17 protein-coding genes are annotated in these 18412 nt (G+C 38.2%); 13 read left to right on the top strand and 4 right to left on the bottom strand.

Annotated elements, in window-relative coordinates; translation table 11 throughout:
* Window positions 1-67 precede the first annotated feature (67 nt).
* From pyrF to IEY03_RS02245, 3 genes are read left to right on the top strand one after another with little or no spacing between them, the layout of a single operon-like run.
* A complete protein-coding gene (gene pyrF, locus IEY03_RS02235; protein ID WP_188839699.1) occupies window positions 68-772 on the top strand; it encodes an orotidine-5'-phosphate decarboxylase in 705 nt (234 codons plus the stop codon).
* A 37-nt stretch (window positions 773-809) separates the two neighbouring features.
* A complete protein-coding gene (locus IEY03_RS02240) occupies window positions 810-1622 on the top strand; it encodes an SDR family oxidoreductase (protein WP_188839700.1) in 813 nt (270 codons plus the stop codon).
* A gap of 12 nt (window positions 1623-1634) precedes the next feature.
* Window positions 1635-2186: a DUF2058 domain-containing protein gene (locus tag IEY03_RS02245; RefSeq protein ID WP_188839701.1), complete on the top strand. Its 552-nt coding sequence runs from the start codon at window positions 1635-1637 to the stop codon at window positions 2184-2186.
* 41 nt (window positions 2187-2227) lie between these two features.
* On the opposite strand, the gene IEY03_RS02250 is transcribed toward IEY03_RS02245, so the two are convergent.
* The gene (locus IEY03_RS02250) at window positions 2228-3082 is read right to left on the bottom strand and encodes a hypothetical protein (protein ID WP_188839702.1); all 855 of its coding nucleotides are present in this window, start codon (window positions 3080-3082) and stop codon (window positions 2228-2230) included.
* Window positions 3083-3279: 197 nt separating this feature from the next.
* Between IEY03_RS02250 and IEY03_RS02255 the strand changes: the two genes are divergently transcribed.
* A complete protein-coding gene (locus IEY03_RS02255) occupies window positions 3280-5034 on the top strand; it encodes an acyl-CoA dehydrogenase C-terminal domain-containing protein (protein WP_188839703.1) in 1755 nt (584 codons plus the stop codon).
* Window positions 5035-5206: 172 nt separating this feature from the next.
* Here the strand turns inward: IEY03_RS02255 and dacB are convergent, their stop codons facing one another.
* Window positions 5207-6727 (bottom strand): D-alanyl-D-alanine carboxypeptidase/D-alanyl-D-alanine endopeptidase, encoded by a 1521-nt coding sequence (dacB, locus tag IEY03_RS02260; protein WP_188839704.1) that lies wholly within the window; start codon window positions 6725-6727, stop codon window positions 5207-5209.
* A 231-nt stretch (window positions 6728-6958) separates the two neighbouring features.
* Here dacB and IEY03_RS02265 point away from each other — a divergent pair, with 231 nt between their 5' ends.
* From IEY03_RS02265 to IEY03_RS02290, 6 genes are all read left to right on the top strand, one after another.
* The gene (locus tag IEY03_RS02265) at window positions 6959-7291 is read left to right on the top strand and encodes a DUF1904 family protein (protein ID WP_188839705.1); all 333 of its coding nucleotides are present in this window, start codon (window positions 6959-6961) and stop codon (window positions 7289-7291) included.
* Window positions 7292-7301: 10 nt separating this feature from the next.
* Window positions 7302-8615, top strand: a complete 1314-nt coding sequence (gene pssA / locus IEY03_RS02270) for a CDP-diacylglycerol--serine O-phosphatidyltransferase (RefSeq protein ID WP_229778172.1) — start codon at window positions 7302-7304, stop codon at window positions 8613-8615.
* 68 nt (window positions 8616-8683) lie between these two features.
* Window positions 8684-9445 (top strand): tRNA-uridine aminocarboxypropyltransferase, encoded by a 762-nt coding sequence (locus tag IEY03_RS02275; RefSeq protein WP_188839707.1) that lies wholly within the window; start codon window positions 8684-8686, stop codon window positions 9443-9445.
* 92 nt (window positions 9446-9537) lie between these two features.
* Complete coding sequence (locus IEY03_RS02280) at window positions 9538-9906, top strand: hypothetical protein (RefSeq protein ID WP_188839708.1); 369 nt, start codon at window positions 9538-9540, stop codon at window positions 9904-9906.
* Between the two features lie 22 nt (window positions 9907-9928).
* On the top strand, window positions 9929-11887 hold the full coding sequence (locus IEY03_RS02285) for a RecQ family ATP-dependent DNA helicase (RefSeq protein WP_188839709.1): 1959 nt from the start codon (window positions 9929-9931) through the stop codon (window positions 11885-11887).
* Entirely contained in the window at window positions 11884-12159 is a 276-nt protein-coding gene (locus IEY03_RS02290; protein ID WP_188839710.1) for a hypothetical protein, read from the top strand. Before IEY03_RS02285 ends, IEY03_RS02290 begins: the two co-directional genes overlap by 4 nt.
* Window positions 12160-12212: 53 nt before the next feature.
* Here the strand turns inward: IEY03_RS02290 and eco are convergent, their stop codons facing one another.
* Window positions 12213-12758, bottom strand: coding sequence for a serine protease inhibitor ecotin (gene eco, locus IEY03_RS02295; RefSeq protein WP_188839711.1), 546 nt, complete (start codon window positions 12756-12758; stop codon window positions 12213-12215).
* A 263-nt stretch (window positions 12759-13021) separates the two neighbouring features.
* On the opposite strand from eco, the gene IEY03_RS02300 reads away from it, so the two are divergent.
* The gene (locus IEY03_RS02300; RefSeq protein WP_188840024.1) at window positions 13022-14050 is read left to right on the top strand and encodes a GGDEF domain-containing protein; all 1029 of its coding nucleotides are present in this window, start codon (window positions 13022-13024) and stop codon (window positions 14048-14050) included.
* Window positions 14051-14067: 17 nt separating this feature from the next.
* On the opposite strand, the gene IEY03_RS02305 is transcribed toward IEY03_RS02300, so the two are convergent.
* Window positions 14068-15120, bottom strand: coding sequence for a GGDEF domain-containing protein (locus IEY03_RS02305; RefSeq protein ID WP_188839712.1), 1053 nt, complete (start codon window positions 15118-15120; stop codon window positions 14068-14070).
* A gap of 230 nt (window positions 15121-15350) precedes the next feature.
* Between IEY03_RS02305 and IEY03_RS02310 the strand changes: the two genes are divergently transcribed.
* Both IEY03_RS02310 and IEY03_RS02315 read left to right on the top strand, forming a co-directional pair.
* Window positions 15351-16268 (top strand): M14 family metallopeptidase, encoded by a 918-nt coding sequence (locus tag IEY03_RS02310; protein ID WP_188839713.1) that lies wholly within the window; start codon window positions 15351-15353, stop codon window positions 16266-16268.
* Between the two features lie 462 nt (window positions 16269-16730).
* Window positions 16731-18323, top strand: a complete 1593-nt coding sequence (locus IEY03_RS02315) for an ABC-F family ATPase (RefSeq protein WP_188839714.1) — start codon at window positions 16731-16733, stop codon at window positions 18321-18323.
* The last annotated feature ends 89 nt before the right edge of the window (window positions 18324-18412 follow it).

Raw genomic sequence — 18412 nt, forward strand, 5'->3', positions numbered from 1 at the left:
CTTACTGACCTTGAATTATAAATTAATCACATTATTTCAAAGCACTAGATGTAAAGTTGGAGACAGTATGACTGATAAACCGATTGTTGTGGCATTAGATTACGACAACAAAGCTGATGCCTTAACTCTTATCGATAAACTTGACCCTGCAATGTGTCGCTTAAAGATTGGCAAAGAGATGTTTACTTTATTCGGGCCAACATTAGTTAAGGATATCCATAATCGTAACTTCGATTTATTTTTAGACTTAAAATTTCATGATATCCCTAATACAGTTGCCAAAGCGGTCAGTGCCGCAGCAGATTTAGGCGTTTGGATGACAAACGTCCATGCCAGTGGTGGTTTAGCTATGATGCAAGCGGCAAAAAATGCACTCGCGTCATATGGTAAAGATGCACCTTTATTGATAGCGGTAACCGTTTTAACCTCAATGTCAGATGAAGATTTGGCATTACTAGGCATTAATGTACCTGCGTTCGAACATGTATTACGTTTGGCTAAACTGACACACCAGGCTGGGTTAGATGGGGTAGTGTGTTCAGCGCAAGAAGCAAAATTATTGAAATCTACCTTTGGTGAAACCTTTAAGTTGGTGACGCCAGGTATACGACCAGCGGGGAGTGATGCAGGCGATCAGCACCGCATAATGACCCCTCCTCAAGCCATTGCCGTTGGTTCTGATTATTTAGTAATTGGCAGGCCTATAACCAAAGCGGTTGACCCATTAGCCGCTTTGACGGCAATTCATCAATCTTTACAAACAGAAGTTTAGGTTTTTCAGCCTCACTGCGCTTCAAAAAGGAATAAATATGTTTGATTTTACTAACCAAAACGTTGTTGTTGTCGGTGGTACCTCAGGTATTAATTTACAAGTTGCAGTGAGCTTTGCTAACGCTGGTGCCAATGTTGCCGTTGCTAGCAGAAATATCGAAAAAGTGAATGCTGCGGTTGCGTTATTAAATCATGCAAATCCAGATGGCAAACATCTTGGGGTTAATTTTGATGTACGTGATGAAGATGCTTTAACACAAGGTTTTGATGTCATAGAAAAATCATTTGGGCATATTGATGTTCTTGTCAGTGGTGCCGCTGGTAACTTCCCTGCTAGCGCCGCTAAACTTTCGAATAATGGCTTTAAATCAGTTATCGATATTGATCTCATCGGCAGTTTTCAAGTATTAAAACAAGCTTATTCTTTGTTAAAACGTCCAAATGCATCAATTATTCAAATTTCTGCCCCGCAAGCTTTTATTGCAATGCCTCTACAAGTGCATGTTTGTGCAGCTAAAGCAGGGGTTGATATGTTAACCAGAACATTAGCCATTGAATGGGGGTTAGAAGGCATTAGGGTCAACTCTATTGTGCCTGGCCCTATAGCTGAAACGGAAGGTTTTAATCGTTTAGCTCCCAGTGAAGGATTGCAAAATAAAGTTGCATCCAGCGTACCATTACAACGTAACGGTCAAAAGCAAGACATCGCTAATGCCGCATTGTTTTTAGCTTCCGATATGGCTTCATATATAACAGGTGTTGTATTACCTGTTGATGGTGGTTGGTCTTTGGGTGGTGCCAGTATAGCGATGACAGAATTAGGCAGTATGGCTGTAAAACAGGGTTTATAATAAGGATTTACAATGGCAAATGCATTACAAGAGCAGTTACTTAAAGCCGGTTTAGCCAGCAAACAAAAAGTAAAAAATGCTAGAACACAACAGCGTAGAGATAAAAAAGCCAAAGTTGATGATGGCAGTGCAGCATTGAAACAACAAATTGCTGAACAAAAATTACAGCAAGCGAATAAAGACAAACAGTTAAATGAACAGCGTTTTAAAGAAGCGAGCGAAAAAGGCCAAGTAAAAGGATTAATTACTGAATTTACACGCTTTGCAATTACGCTACCTAAAGATGCTGAAACTAAGTTTAACTATACGTTAGATAATAAAATCTATTCTGTTTACATAAACGATAAAATCCAAGCACAACTGCTTAATGGTTCTTTAGGTATTATTCGTTATGAAGACAAAAGCTATTTAGTCCCCCATAAACTGGCTGTCAGAGTCCAGCTTTTAGTCCCTCAGTGGTGTGGCTATCTTTGGGATGTAACAGCTAATGATGCGGTAGAGCAGGTCAGTGATGCTGATGACCCATATGCGGATTATGCGATTCCAGATGATTTGATGTGGTAAGCAAATATTTATGAGTAAAGCCTCACACGGTGAGGCTTTTTTTATCCTTTGATATTCTGCAATGCCAATACTTGCTGACAATATGCTAATTGATGGCGAATGGGGTCTAAATATTGCGAAGCTTTAAAGTCGACCAAAAACCAGTTTGACTGATTATCTTCAGGAGTTTGGTTGTAAAACAATTTTTCACATTGAAGCAGTTTTTCCTGGGTAGCAGATACCAACCAAAATTGAATATCAACTAACGCCAATTTTTTAAGAATGATTAACTGTTTGTCATAGTCAACCGGGAACTGAGCTTGAGTTTTTAAATACGAGTCCGGTGTTAAATCGAATGTTGCAAATTCACTATCTGGTCCTAATAGTATTGTAAAAGGATCAATAATGACTTTTTCAATATTAGCATTTGAGAGATGCGGTTTGACATATAACTCTGGCCAATACAAATGTGAATGAGTCAGGGCAATACCCATTGCAATTCTTCGCTCTCCAAGCCAATTGTGTACCATGCAAGGTAAGGTCTCTGAAACATGCATACACTCATTACGTGCCAATGACGGCAATAGTGACATTCGCATTAAAGAAACTTGTTTCGAGATCATTGCCAACATCACTGCGGTTGTTAAACCTGAAGATGGCCAGCAGTCAACCTGATTAACTAGACTTTGTGCCACTGTCGTGAGTATATCGACGAAGGCAGCATCATTTACACTTCTTTCAACCCTAAAAGCTTCACTCACTCCGGCATAGGGGCCATTACAAATATTAATCGCTTCGTTGTGTGCAGTGGCGTTAAAGGTAATCGTTGCCCCTTCGTTAGAAGGGTGCCACTGCCCATCAGCATTACCAATTATGGTGGCATATTGAAGAGATTGGTATAGCGGTGCTAATGACATTATTTATTCTACAAATTCGATAACTGGCCATATTCTAACTCAAAAAACTGAACTAGATTAAATCTAAGCGGGTATCTTATCACTCATAGATAAAAAAGTGTGCTCGCTCTAGGTTATTGCTTAGTTTGATCTTGTATTCATAGCGTAAATTATATAAATTTAAACAACTGTTTTAATTATTCGTTTGAGAGACTGATATGAACCCATACCAAGCGCCGCTAAAGGACATGCAATTTTTGTTAGAAGACGTATTTGAGGCAACTAATACGTGGCAACAATTGCCAGAATTATCCGAAATGGTCGATATAGATACCGCGCTTGCTATTCTAGACGAAGCTAGCAAAATCAGCCGTGATCTTATTCATCCTTTGAACAGAAGCGGTGATGAGCAGGGCGTAGTGCATGATGGTGATAACATCATTACACCCGATGGCTTTAAAGAGGTTTATAACCAATTCTCGGAAGGTGGTTGGGTCGGTTTATGCGGTGACGCTGAGTTTGGTGGTATGGGAATGCCTAAGATGTTGGGGATTCTAGTCGATGAGATGGGCTACAGTGCCTGTAACTCGTTTGTGCTTTATAGCTCATTAACTGCCGGTGCAGCACTGTGTATTAATGCTCATGCGAGTGAAGAATTAAAAAATACATATCTCCCTAATCTTTACTCCGGCCAATGGGCTGGAGCAATGGACATGACAGAGCCTCATGCGGGTTCGGATCTTCGTGGTATTCGCACTAAAGCAGTACCTCAAGACGATGGAAGCTATGCCATTACCGGTAATAAAATCTTTATTACTGGTGGTGATCAAGATCTAACAGAAAACGTCATTCATCTCGTATTAGCTAAATTGCCTGATTCAAAAGGCATTTCCCTGTTTCTTGTTCCTAAAATAAAGGTAAACAAGGATGGTAGTTTAGGTGAGTCAAATGGTGTGACTGTCGGTTCAATTGAACATAAGATGGGTTTAAAAGCGTCTGCTACTTGTGTGATGAATTACGATAACGCGATGGGTTACTTAGTTGGCGAGCCAGAGCGTGGCTTAGTCTGCATGTTCACCATGATGAATTACGAGCGTTTAGCTATTGGTATTCAAGGCTTAGGTAATGCTCAAGCGGCTTATCAAATGGCAAGCGAATACGCAAAAGAGCGTTTACAAGGTGTCGCAGCTGGAGTTAAACCAACAGGCGTGTCAGATCCGATCATTGTTCATGGTGACGTAAGACGTATGTTGTTAACCATTAGGGCAATGACTGAAGCTGGTCGTGCGTTATCAGTATTAACAGGCAAGCAACTCGATTTAGCAAAATATGCTGATGGTGATGTAAAAGCTAAAGCGGCACAATATGTCGGATTATTAACGCCTGTGGCTAAGGCATTCTTAACTGATAGAGGTTTAGATGCTACGATAATGGCGCAGCAAGTGTTTGGCGGTCATGGCTATATTCGTGAAACAGGTATCGAGCAATTTGTGCGTGATACTCGTATTGCACAAATTTATGAAGGTACGAATGGTATTCAAGCTATAGACTTTTTAGGTCGTAAAGTCACTGGTGATAACCTTGATACGCTGACGTTATTTGTAAATGAATCTATCGACACTTTGAATCAATTAACGCATGTTAAAGATGAACATGTTCAAGCTGTTACAGCAAGATTTGATGCGCTTTTAACAACGGCGGCCTACATTAATGACAATAAAGCCATACAACCCGCTTTGATTAATGCTTGTGCTGTAGACTTTTTAGATGCTTTTGGGTACACCTTATATGGTTATTTCTGGTTAGTTATGGCTGATAAATCGACCAATAATTTAGATGCTGATTTCGCGACTCAAAAACGTTATCTATCTGAATTCTATATCGACAAATTATTAGTTAAAGCCGATTACCATTTAGCTCAAGTCAATAATGGTGATGCTTCAATTATGCAAATGCCAGCTGAGATGTTCTAATTATATTATTTTTACTCGATTGAAATGAGTAATAAAAAAGCACCGTTAAGGTGCTTTTTTATTGATAAAGTTTTCAATTGCAAAAATCTTGGACGCGTAGTTAATTTAACAGCTTAACTAATAATATTAGTCACTTATAGCTAAAATATACTCCGCCCAGAAAGGCTAAAGACTACTCAGATAAAGGCTGAGTTATTATTTGTGGTTGTCTAACCAATGGAATATCCATTAATCCTTGTAGTAAGACAGCCGAAAAAGGCGCTTTTTGCTTACGCTTAATTTGTGGACTTAAACCATTTTCAATCAATACAAATAAATACGTTTTACCATTTGAAGCAACAAACTGTCCCGCCAAGTTTGCCACGCCCAGCATACTGCCTGTTTTCGCCATAACTTTATGCTTTAATGGTGGTTTGTTAAAATAACGTTTGTATTTTAATGTGCCGCTTTTACCTGCAACAGGAAAACTGTTGATTAAAAATTGATAACTAGGATCGGATGCTATTACCTTTAATACCGACATTACGTGCTCAGCAGATAATAAATTATAGCGGGACAAACCTGAGCCATCCGCTATATTAGCGATCGTTAAATCAACACCCAGTTCTTGTAACATTGCAACAAACGCTTTGGTGGTTTGGTTAAAATTTAATGGATGATTAACGTATTTTTCTGCACTGGTTCGCAGTAAAGCTTCAGCCATTAAATTATCTGATTTGAGTAGCATTTCATCAATTAAATCAGTCAGCGGCGCTGATAAATGGCGTGCAATTATGGCTAATTCGCTTGAGTTACGAGGTTGTGATTCAACAATGATTTGACCGTTAAAGCTAATGTTAAGCTTTTTAAAAATGCCTTTAACCACATTAATTGCATATCCTTGTGGCTCACTGACCGCAATCGCCAAAGGAAGCGATTTTGCGCCCGAATAACAGCCTTTGAGGGTGAAGTGGTTACTGTCTTTACGTGACAACTGCAGATCACATGGGACATCTCTTTTATGGGGTTGTGCGTACACAGCTTCACTTTCAACATAGATAGGTCTTTTTCCCATCACTTTTAATGTTGCTATGTTATTAACACCATTAGCACTGAGACGAGCAAAAACACAATTTTTATCAATAATAAAACTCGACAAAGGCGCAGCATAACAAATGCCTAAATCATCCCACACCCAACCAGGTGCTTGCAGCTGTTCTTGATGATGGCCGATTAAATGAATGTCGCCATTAATATGCTTTACTCCAGCCTTTGCTAAGCTTTTTATTAAATTAATCAAGTTTGCTTGTTTTAAGGTGGGATCACCAGAAAATTCGACAAAAACATTATCATCCAAAACGCCATTTACAAGAGTTAAAGGCTGTTGGCTATACAAATTGGTTTGGTATTTGAAAGATTGACCAAGTTGTTTAGCACTAACCAATGCGGTGAGTAATTTTTGAATACTCGCAGGGTTCATTAGGGCATTGGCGTTTTGTTGAAACACGCTCCTATTATCTTTCAAATCCCAAATGCTAAGGGCAACTAAAGACTGGTTAGGGGTGATAAAGTCCATTAAAGCCGTAACATGCTGCTGATCGTCTGAAGGGAATATTGCTGATATTTGTTCAGAATGAGCAGTGGTTACCGAATAAGTAATGGTTGGTAATAACAAATAAAGTAATATTAAACGGTTAATTTTAGCTGAACACATATTGATACTAAGTTTGAACTGTATAATTGATAAATTACGCCATATTGTTACTTTTTGAAATGCTTAGCATCAAATAAACATTAAATGCGATTTTACTCAATCAACGACACCAATGCCTATAAATTAAGCTATAGGCGAGCTTGATTAGGGTGTTTGATGAGAAATTTCTTGCTCATTAGATGTTAAATCGGTACTTTCTATGCCAATTTATTCATCATTAGAGTTAGCAACATGCCTCATATAACAATACGCGGAATTACGCCGTGCATTGCCGAGAACATCAGCGACTCACTATTTGAACAGTTATCAATTATCTGCGGTAACACAAAAAATAGTTATACGTTAGAGTTACTAGAATCAAAACAATTCACAGGTACTAAGCCTTTTTTGAAATTCGTTTTGATTGAGATATTTTGGTTTCCCCGTGAGAAGCCAATTCAAGATGCTGTCGAATGCGCTATTCGCGATATCCTTGTAACAGCGGACGATTCATTAAATGATATCGCTGTTATGTTTCACGCCTTGAAACGTGAAAGTTACTATCGCAATGGTAAACATTTTTAAGGAGGATGCCTTGCTGGATAAGCTAGGTGGAATTTCACTATCACCCGATGCACTAAGTTGGTTGTTAACACCTGAAAATTTCAAAAAAACGTTAATGACCCAGATTGCTTCAGCCAAAAAATCTATTTATATCGCGGCGTTGTATCTTGAAGATGACGAAGCGGGTAGAGAAGTGCTGCAAGCATTGCTTGATGCTAAAGCGTGCAATCCTGAATTAGATGTCAAAGTCCTTGTTGACTATCATCGTGCTCGCCGTGGTTTAATTGGTCAAAAGGGCGACAGTGGTAATTATATATTGTATCGCAAAGCCATCGCTGAGGCTAAATATCCTATTGATATTTTAGGGGTACCAGTCAAGTCACGTGAGTTTATGGGAGTCCTTCATTTAAAAGGGTTTATCATAGATGATACTTTGATTTACAGCGGAGCGAGTATTAATAATATCTATATGCAACAGGGCAATAAATATCGTTTTGATCGCTATCATTTGATCAAAAGTGCGGAACTTGCTAGAAGTATGCGCACCATGATCCAAGAGTTTATCATCAATGACCCGGCTGTTGCGGCGTTAACCCAACCTGCAGAAACTGAAGTTGTTGGCGAAAAAAATGATATTCGCAGCTTTAAAAGTCGTTTAGCTCAAGCCAAATATGAGTTTGCCTCAACGCGAACTGGCAATCGAGTTACACCGTTAATCGGCTTAGGAAAAAAAGATAATCTATTAAACCAGACTGTTATTGAGTTAGTTGATAGTGCAACAAAACATCTTTTTATTTGCACTCCTTACTTCAATCCCCCTGCGGCTTTATCAAAAGTCATCACTAAGAAGCTTAAAGAGGGGGTTAAAGTCGATATTGTGGTCGGCGATAAAACGGCCAATGATTTCTATATTCCACCCGAGAAAGATTTCTCTACTATTGGTGCATTACCATATATGTACGAGCAATCATTACGCAAATTTTCCAAACGTCAGCAATGGGCAATAGAGTCGGGGTTACTCAATATTCATTTATGGAAACATGAGCATAATTCCTACCACTTGAAAGGAATTAGCTGTGATAACAAAAAACATTTGATAACTGGTTCAAATTTAAACCCAAGAGCTTGGGCACTTGACCTTGAAAATGGCTTATTGTTACATGATGAGTCGGGCAGTTGGAAACAGTCGTTTATTGAAGAACAAGAGCATATTTTGCAACACACTGAACGGCTATTTCATTACAGCCAATTAGATTCATTGCGAACATATCCACAACCGGTTCAAAAAATCATGAATCGTATACGGCGATTAAAAGCAGACTTTTTACTTAAACGTATTTTATAATGACTTAATAATTTTTCTTAAATCATCACTGTTAAAGGTGATGATTTTTCATTACATGAGCCAAGGTTATGACTGACAAGTCAATAGCACCACTGCACGCCGTCCACCAGTTATATCAATATCGAAAATCACTCTCAACGAAACCTTTCGGCGCCAGAGGTAAAAAACTGATTCGCTGTGATTTTTGCTTACTTGGCATTCAATTTTGCACCTGTCATCTACGTCAATCACTGAACTCATCACTCAGTTTTATGCTGATAATGTATGATAACGAAGTATTAAAACCCACCAACTCGGGTCGATTAATTGCAGATTTAATTCCTGACACACATGCATTTTTGTGGAATAGAACCGAGCCTGCAGTGGAAATGCTAGCCTTGCTAGAAAGTGATATTTACCAACCATATTTGATTTTTCCAGAACAATATATCGAAAATGGGCAAACGATTATGAATCAAGTTTCCCAGAGTCAATTAAACAATAAACGTCCTTTGTTGGTGATGTTAGACGGCAGCTGGCGTGAAGCTATCAAAATGTACCGTAAAAGCCCTTATTTACAGATGATGCCTGTATTGTCTTTCGCCCCTGAAATGTTAGCCACGTATGCGTTACGTAAAGGCAGTCATGAATTTCAATTAGGTACTGCTGAAGTTGCCGCATTAGCCATTGAGGCAGCCGGTGAGCCTCTCAATGGTATCGCATTACAAAAATGGTTTGATTTGTTTGTGGAATCTTCATTGTTGGGCCGAAATCGACGGGCCAAAGAAACACTCACACCCATTGAACAATTTAAAAGTCAGTTTATAAATGCACTTCAGGCAGCTAAATAAATACTATATTTGGCTAATTAATTCGCGATTAATCTTCAGAAGCATTAAGATAAAGTTTGCTCATAAATTCAATGATTCAAGGATATGTACCCATGAGTAATGATTATACCAATGGAGATCTAAATCGTGTTAGTAACAAGCTGGTGATCCTATATCGATTAGAACCAGGATGTTTAGGACCTGATGGTATCGATCATATTGAAGTATTTTGTCATATAGCCCAAAAAGCTTTGCAATCACTTAATGCCGAGATTTGTCAATGGCAGCTAACACCAAGGTTCGATAAAAATCTAGATGAAACCCAATATAGCCTTGCGGGAAAAATGTTAACCAAAGACAAAGCCATCAAATACGTACAAGCCTGTGATGCTGAACTCAGTCAACTTGAAGAGTTTTTTCAAGACAAATTAACTGAACTTATTAACAAATATATTGCGAGGAAACTTCCTTCATCTCAGTAGTATAAAAGACTAGGAAAAATCGATGAGCGACCGCCAAGAGCATTCAAGATTATCACTCCAATTACTGCATCACTTCGGTTTTGAATCATTTAGGGAAGGGCAGTTAGCCACTATTCAACAGGTCATTGACGGTCATTCATCGTTAGCGATATTTCCAACCGGTTCTGGTAAGTCGCTGTGTTATCAACTTAGCGCAATCAACTTACCTCATGTCACCTTGGTAATTTCTCCATTATTAGCACTGATCCAAGATCAACTAATATTTTTAAAGTCCAAAGGTATTCAAGCCGAAAGCATAGACTCCAGCATGACCCCACAGCAAATTCAAACTGTGATGCAATTGGTCAAACAGGGCCAATGTAAAATTCTGATGGTGTCTGTTGAACGTTTTAAAAATGAGCGTTTCAGACAATTTCTTTCGCAAATTACGGTTTCTCAGCTTGTGGTTGACGAAGCGCATTGTATTTCTGAGTGGGGGCATAATTTTAGGCCTGACTATTTAAAAATACCTCAGATTTGTCGTACTTTTTCCATTCCGCAAGTATTATTGCTTACCGCTACAGCAACCAAAAAGGTGAAATTGGACATGTGTGCTCGATTTAATATTGAGCCGCAGCATGTGGTGCAAACGGGTTTTTATCGTAGCAATCTGAATTTGCAAATCGAGCCAGTGGAACAAGCCAATAAAAATGATGTTTTAGTTAACAATATTAGCCATTTAACTGGCTGTGGCATTGTGTATGTAACGCTTCAACAAACAGCAGTGCATGTTGCTGATCACCTTAAAGCTGCGGGCATAAATGCCAGTGCTTACCATGCCGGAATGGACACAGAATCAAGACAAATGATTCAACAGCAATTTATGTCCAATCAAGTGCAAGTAATTGTTGCGACCATTGCATTTGGGATGGGTATTGATAAATCTGACATTCGCTTTGTTATTCATTATGACATACCTAAGTCAATTGAGAACTATAGCCAAGAGATTGGGCGAGCAGGCAGGGACGGCCAGCCATCAACCTGTATTACGTTAGCGAATTTAGACGGTTTAAACACCATTGAAAACTTCGTTTATGCCGATACACCTGATTTGCAGGATATTCAAACCTTACTTAACATTATTAGGCATGAAACGGATCAAACTGGAAAATGGGAGATGCAAGAACTCGCACTTTCAAAAGCTTGTAATATCAAATCTTTGCCGTTAAAAACCTTATTAGTACAACTGGAACTGCACAACATCCTTGAACCTAGCTTTGCCTATTTTGCCGATTTTAAGTATCAACTTTTAGTCGAAAAATCAGAGTTACTTAGCCGTTTTAATCGTTCTAGAGCTGCCTTTTTACAACAAATTTTCCAACATACTCAGTTTAAAAAAGTCTGGGGACAGTTAGATTTTGATGGCTTACATCAAGCGACTCAAGAACCTCGCGCTAAGATTGTTGCCGCGTTGGAATATTTAGCAGAGCAAGATCTGATTATTTTAGAAACAAAAAAAATGACTCAGGTATTTCATGTTAATATGGTCAATCTTGTTGAGCATGCAATTGCTGAACAAATGCAGCGGTACTTTAAAGACAAAGAAGTTAAAGAAATACAACGTATTGCCCAATTAGTTCGTTTTTTTGAGCTAGAGTCTTGTTTATCAAATAACCTAGCCCGTTATTTTGATGATAAAAATGCTCCTATTCATTGCCATCATTGTAGTGTTTGCGATGGTCGAACAGCAAAATTACCCATAACTCAGATTAAACAAGTTATTGATGATGCTAAACTTAGACAATACATAGATGAATTAAAACAACACGTTGCCAGTAAAAATATTACTTTAACCCATACTACAATTATTAAGTTTTTAGCGGGTATGAGTGTGCCGATATTTGCTCGGTTGAAAGTTAATAATTTAGCTGGGCACGGGGCGTTAAATGAATGGCGTTATCAAGATATCGCAAATGCAATAAACACTTTGGAGGATAAATGATAACTGACAGTGATGAATTATTAAAAAAACATTCCAATCTAATCCACAGTGATGGGGTTACAGTTGAATCGCACACCCAGCGAGAGCAAGGTGAATGGTTTTTACAAACATTAATGGTTAAAGGTTATGATGTACCTTTTAAGTATCGCCGTAATAAAAAATATAAAAATCTAACCGGACAAAAAGTCAATTTAACCTATTATCCAAAAGAAGAGGTTATTGCAGGCTTTAAAGTTGAAACCATGCAAGTGGTGCGGATCAGAAGATATTAGTTTAGCGATAAACTTAAGCTCGGCGTGCAACCGAGCGTAAGAAAAAACACATATTATTTGCTAAAATTGAATGGGGATTCCGCGCGCCAAACTCTATATCGCAATTCAGTATTTTCCGGTAAATAATATATTTTGGGTAAACGACTGTCGTACTTAACCTTGATACTTTCCCCTAACATAACAAATTGAGTTGTTTTAGGTTCGGTGCACATCATCATAGTGCTTGGTCCAGACATGATCTTATCGACTTTATAATAATCATATCCCCATCCTTCAAGAGTGATTTTTTGCAAATCACCCATCAATTTATGTCGATTACAATCAACCAGTTTATTTTGGCCGATTTGAATCTCGATTAGAAAATCGTCTTCATTCGCTAATTTCTTAAGCGTAATCACGTGTTGTTGCATACCAGTTTCAGCAACAGGGAACATTTTTATTTGTTGCGAAGTACTTGGTTGACTAGCAGTAAATACCCCTGTTTGAATTGATGGAGTATTCAGTTCATTCTGTTTGATAGGACTTGTTGCCATTGCACTTCCTGAGACTGCAAAACCAAAACCGATAAAAGCAGCCATTAAACGGGATGTTTTAATCATAAAAACCTCTGTTGAAAGCCTTAATTTTTAAAGACTTTTAAATGATGTAATTCTGTAACGATAAGTGTAAACGTAATTTTTATTGAATAGGGTTAAAAATTCTAAAAAAACTTCTCAACTTGATTTTGTTTATTATTTTGCGATAAATACGCAAATTAGCACTAACATATAACAGGTAAACATTTGTTTTCCTGTAACAAGTATGACATAACATAGTGACAAGATTTAACATGACAATAGATATTCTTAGGTAGTCCTTGATGATGCAACATAACCAAAACATAGAACAAACTGCTGACATATTAAGATTGGCCGTGCCTAAAATGACAGATCTTGATATTCCTATTACCCCAGAAAACTATGCCATCTGGTATGATTACTTTGCTGAAACAAACTTAAATTTAAAACGCGCCATCGATGGACTGATTGCCAATCAAGTTGTGTTTACCCCTAGTGTAAATGCCGGACTTTATAATCGTTTTATTGAAGAGCGTAGCCCTGAAATCATTGAAAATGTTCAAATTGAAACTCAAATTCTAATAAAAAGCTTATTTAACAAAATTGAAGAGGTAACCGAAGGGACAAGTTCCTTTGGTGAAAACCTACACCAGTTTGGCAGCCAATTGCAGCAAAACCCCACAGCAGAAGAACTGAGTGGGTTGGTATTTAATTTAGTCGCAGAAGTCGACCAAGTCATAGCCACCAATGCAAAAATGAAAACCGATTTATCAGCACTTAGTGAGGAACTATTTAATCTTAAAGATGAAATGGATAATTTAAGTAAAGTCGCTATGACCGATGAGTTAACATCTTTAAATAACCGCAGAGCCTATGAAGCTTTTGCCTTAGAGCAACTTACACGTTTTCAAGATGCACAGGTTGATTGCTGTTTATTATTAATTGATATTGATCATTTTAAAATTTTTAATGATACCTACGGCCATCTAATTGGCGATAAAGTGTTAGCTTATGTGGCTTTAGCGCTAAAGAACGCCGTTAAAGGTGATGACTTTGTCGCCCGTTACGGCGGTGAAGAATTTATTATTATGCTTCCAGACACTAAAATAGCTGACGCATTGACAGTGGCAGAAAAGCTACGTGAACGGGTATGTGCCAAGCAGCTCACTATTGGCAAAGAAACCAAGCAAAATTTAGGTCATATTACCGTATCTATTGGAGTGGCTAAGTTTAAAACGGGAGATGATCTCGATACATTACTAGCAAGGGCGGATAAACAATTATATTTGGCTAAATCTGATGGCAGAAACTGCGTCAAATATTATCAAGAATAACGTTTTAGTGACTAAAATTACGCAGCAGAAATCGATCGATTTCTGCCTAATTTTTTGGCTTCATAAAGCGCTTTATCGGCATCATTAATTAGCTGATCAACTGACAGTCCCATATGATACTCTTTAACCCCAATACTGATTGTGACCTTAATGTCTTCATCATCTAGACTCACAGATTGTTCAAATACAGCACTCCTCAATCGCTCAGCCACTTCAAAAGCCTCTATCTGATCAGTCTGCGGCAAAATAAATAAAAACTCTTCACCGCCCCAACGTGAAACATAATCAGTTTGATTTTTTGTTCTTTGAAATACTTCAGATATTTTAACCAGCACTAAATCACCCGCACCATGGCCATATTTATCGTTTACAAGCTTAAAGTAATCGATATCACATAATAAAATCGAAAATCGCTGTTCAGGGTTAAACACGGCGATATTTTGATTCAATTTAAGTTGCGCATCTCGACGATTATGTAATCCAGTTAATTCGTCAAAATGCGCTAATTTATGTAACTTTTGATTCAATTCTAGGGCATTGTTGTACAATTCATTGCGAGAAAACTCATATAAAGCGGATAAAAAACTGATGGTTAAAAATGAGTAAAGTAAACGTAATTTAAATTCAAAAGGGTAAATGTCTTGGGCGTAAACTGAGTGTGGAAAAAACATAATTAAACAAGTCAATGACACAAAAATGGCAATATTAAGCAGCCCCTTTTTTAAACCATGAACATACAAAGATACAGGTGGAACAATAAAAATCCATAAGGGGCCAGTGGAAGCCACTCCACCGGTGTAAACAAGGTACAACATTAAAATATAAAGTGAATAAATGATGATATAAGAACTGAGTTTGACCTTGCCTTTATTTTTAACCCAATAAAATGCTAACCCATAAATCGCGCTTGCGCTAAGTAAGCACAAGGCAAGGGGCGTGTCATTGTTTAACAGCGCAAAACACATCATCAAAAAGGTTATTGACAGACCTACTAGTGAGAACAAGGCGATCACACGGGCTTGTTGCAATTCTCCAAAACGCTGTAGTTTGTTCTGGTTCTTTATTCTCAAAAGGTGTTCCTTACCAAGGTGACCGTTTTCTCAATAGTATCATCGAGAGTTATAATGGCAAATTGTTGTTTACTATATGAAATAGTCATAAAAACTATATAAGCTGCTTAATTATAAGCCGTTTACAGCATTTATGAATGCTTTAAACCCTGATGAATAGATATCAAATATTCAATCAGTTAATATTCATTGCATCAAATAGAAATTATTGCATCAAGGGCCGAGTATTTATGACACAAGACGTTTATTTTCCAATAGGAACTCCTGGACAACCATGGAATGAACAACACAAGGCGCAGTGGTTAGCGCAAGTGACAATCAAACGTAGTTATCAAGATGAAGTGGTTAGTCAGTTATCTGATTTAAATGATGTATTTGAGCAGGTCAATTACGGCTCGCTTGATTTTGATCCTGTGAAATATCCACTATTTGCATTCAAATCTAAACAGTGGGATAGCAATAAAAAAACAATTTTGGTTACCGGCGGAGTACATGGTTACGAAACCAGTGGTGTGCATGGTGCAATCCAATTTTTAAAGACTAAAGCAGCCTCTTATCAGACTTTCTTTAATATTGTTGTCGCGCCCTGTGTTAGCCCTTGGGGATATGAAACGATTAATCGTTGGAACCCTTATGCAGTAGATCCAAATCGTTCATTTTATGCCAATAGCCCAGCCAATGAATCCGCAGCATTAATGTCCTTTGTCGCCACTCTGGGTGATATTTATGCTCATATTGACTTGCACGAGACTACAGACACTGATGAGCTAGAGTTTCGTCCAGCACTATCTGCACGAGATGGTAAACACTATGAAAAGGGGATTATTCCAGATGGTTTTTACCTAGTCGGTGATTCTGATAACCCAAGCCCTGAATTTCAAAAAGCTATCATTGAATCTGTTGAAAAAGTTACCCATATAGCACCTGACGATGACGGTGAATTAATTGGTGTTGCCATAGAACAGTTTGGGGTAATCAATTATCCAACTAAGAAATTGGGATTATGTGCTGGAATGACTAATAACCAATTCAATACCACCACAGAGGTATACCCAGACAGTCCCTTAGTGACAATTAAGCAATGTAATGATGCTCAGGTTGCTGCGATCACTGGGGCGTTTGACTATATCATTGATTATTTAAAGTAAGCGTTTTTGGGCCTGTTGAGCTTTAAAAGGTTATTTTACAGGGAAGGGTTCAGCAAGAAACTCTTACTATTTGTTGAATGCATCTTTGTGAATACAGAGTTGCTTAGATGGCAGGGTTCAACCCACGGCCTCAATAAAACGTTTTAACTCGAACAAAATTCAACCAGCAAAGAACACAGACCTATTGCAACACTAAAGCAAAATGTACTTGCTTTAGTGTTGTATCCAATGTGTCACCAGTATTTCGTTATACATTCATTTCTCTGAATAATAATTGCATTGTTTATTGCTAATACAGGGCTTTTGGTTGATACACCCTGTAAAAATCTCTATAATACAGCGCTTATTTTTGCTCTGTTTTAATACTTTTTTGTCTATGCCTTGCATGGTGCAGGTCATTATTTTGTCAACTATGCTTGCTAAAGTACGGCATTCGCAGACAACCCGATTTGGAATTTCATTTTGATTACTACAGCTAATATCACAATGCAGTTTGGCGCAAAGCCACTGTTTGAAAACATCTCTGTTAAATTTGGTGGCGGTAATCGCTACGGTTTAATTGGCGCAAATGGTTGTGGTAAATCCACCTTTATGAAAATTCTTGCTGGTGATCTAGAGCCATCAAGCGGCAACGTATCATTAGATGTTAATGAGCGTATGGGTAAATTGAACCAGGATCAATTTGCTTATGAGTCTTTCTCGGTAGTTGATACGGTTATTATGGGTCACCGTGAGCTATGGAAAGTTAAACTTGAGCGCGATCGTATTTACTCACTTCCAGAAATGAGTGAGGAAGATGGCATTAAAGTGGCTGAGCTCGAAATGGAGTTTGCCGAAATGGATGGCTACACAGCTGAATCACGTGCGGGAGATTTACTCTTAGGCGTGGGTATCGGTACTGATCAGCATTTTGGTTTAATGAGTGAAATCGCACCAGGTTTCAAATTACGTGTATTGTTGGCTCAAGCGCTATTTTCTGATCCAGATCTACTGCTTCTTGATGAACCAACCAACAACTTGGATATCGATACCATTCGTTGGTTACAAGACATGTTGAACCAACGTAATAGCACCATGATCATCATTTCGCATGACCGTTATTTCCTCAACTCAGTTTGTACCCACATGGCTGATCTAGATTACGGCGCTTTACGCGTTTATCCTGGTAACTATGATGAATACATGATGGCGGCGCAGCAAGCGCGTGAACGTTTGCAATCTGATAATGCTAAGAAAAAAGCTCAGATAGCTGAATTACAAACCTTCGTAGCGCGCTTCTCTGCTAACGCTTCGAAAGCAAAGCAGGCAACTTCTCGTGCTAAGCAAATTGACAAAATCAAACTTGATGAGATTAAAGCTTCAAGCCGTGTCAATCCGTTTATTCGCTTCGAGCAAGAAAAGAAATTATTCCGTAATGCTTTAGTCGTTGAAAACCTTGCTAAAGGTTATGATGCGCCATTATTCAGTAACTTAAACCTTATGGTTGAAGTCGGTGAGCGCATTGCCATTTTGGGTGAAAACGGTATAGGTAAAACAACATTACTACGGACCTTAGTACACGATATCCCACAGGATGAAGGGACAATCCAATGGTCTGAAAACTCAAATATTGGCTACTACGCGCAGGATCATGAGTCTGATTTTGCCAATGACATGACCTTGTTTGAATGGATGAGTCAGTGGCGTAAAGAAAATGATGACGATCAATCAGTGCGTGGCATTTTAGGTCGTATGTTATTTGGGTCTGATGATATTAAAAAGTCAGTTAAAGTATTATCTGGTGGTGAAAAAGGCCGTATGTATTTCGGCAAGCTCATCATGCAAAAACCTAATATTTTATTGCTTGATGAACCGACCAACCACATGGACATGGAATCGATTGAGTCACTGAATAATGCATTAGAGCTTTACGAAGGTACATTAATATTCGTATCTCACGACCGCGCATTTGTGTCTTCTTTGGCTACGCGTATTATTGAAATTACTGCAAACGGAATTAATGACTTTAAAGGAACTTATGATGAGTTCCTTGCAAGCAAAGGCATCGAAGGTTAATTACAATATTTAAAAATAACTAAGCCCTGAACGAAAGTTCGGGGCTTTTTGTTTTCAGGGATGTAGACTCAATTCATTACTAATCATCA

It is taken from the genome of Shewanella aestuarii (assembly GCF_014647215.1).
Lineage (GTDB): Bacteria > Pseudomonadota > Gammaproteobacteria > Enterobacterales > Shewanellaceae > Shewanella > Shewanella aestuarii.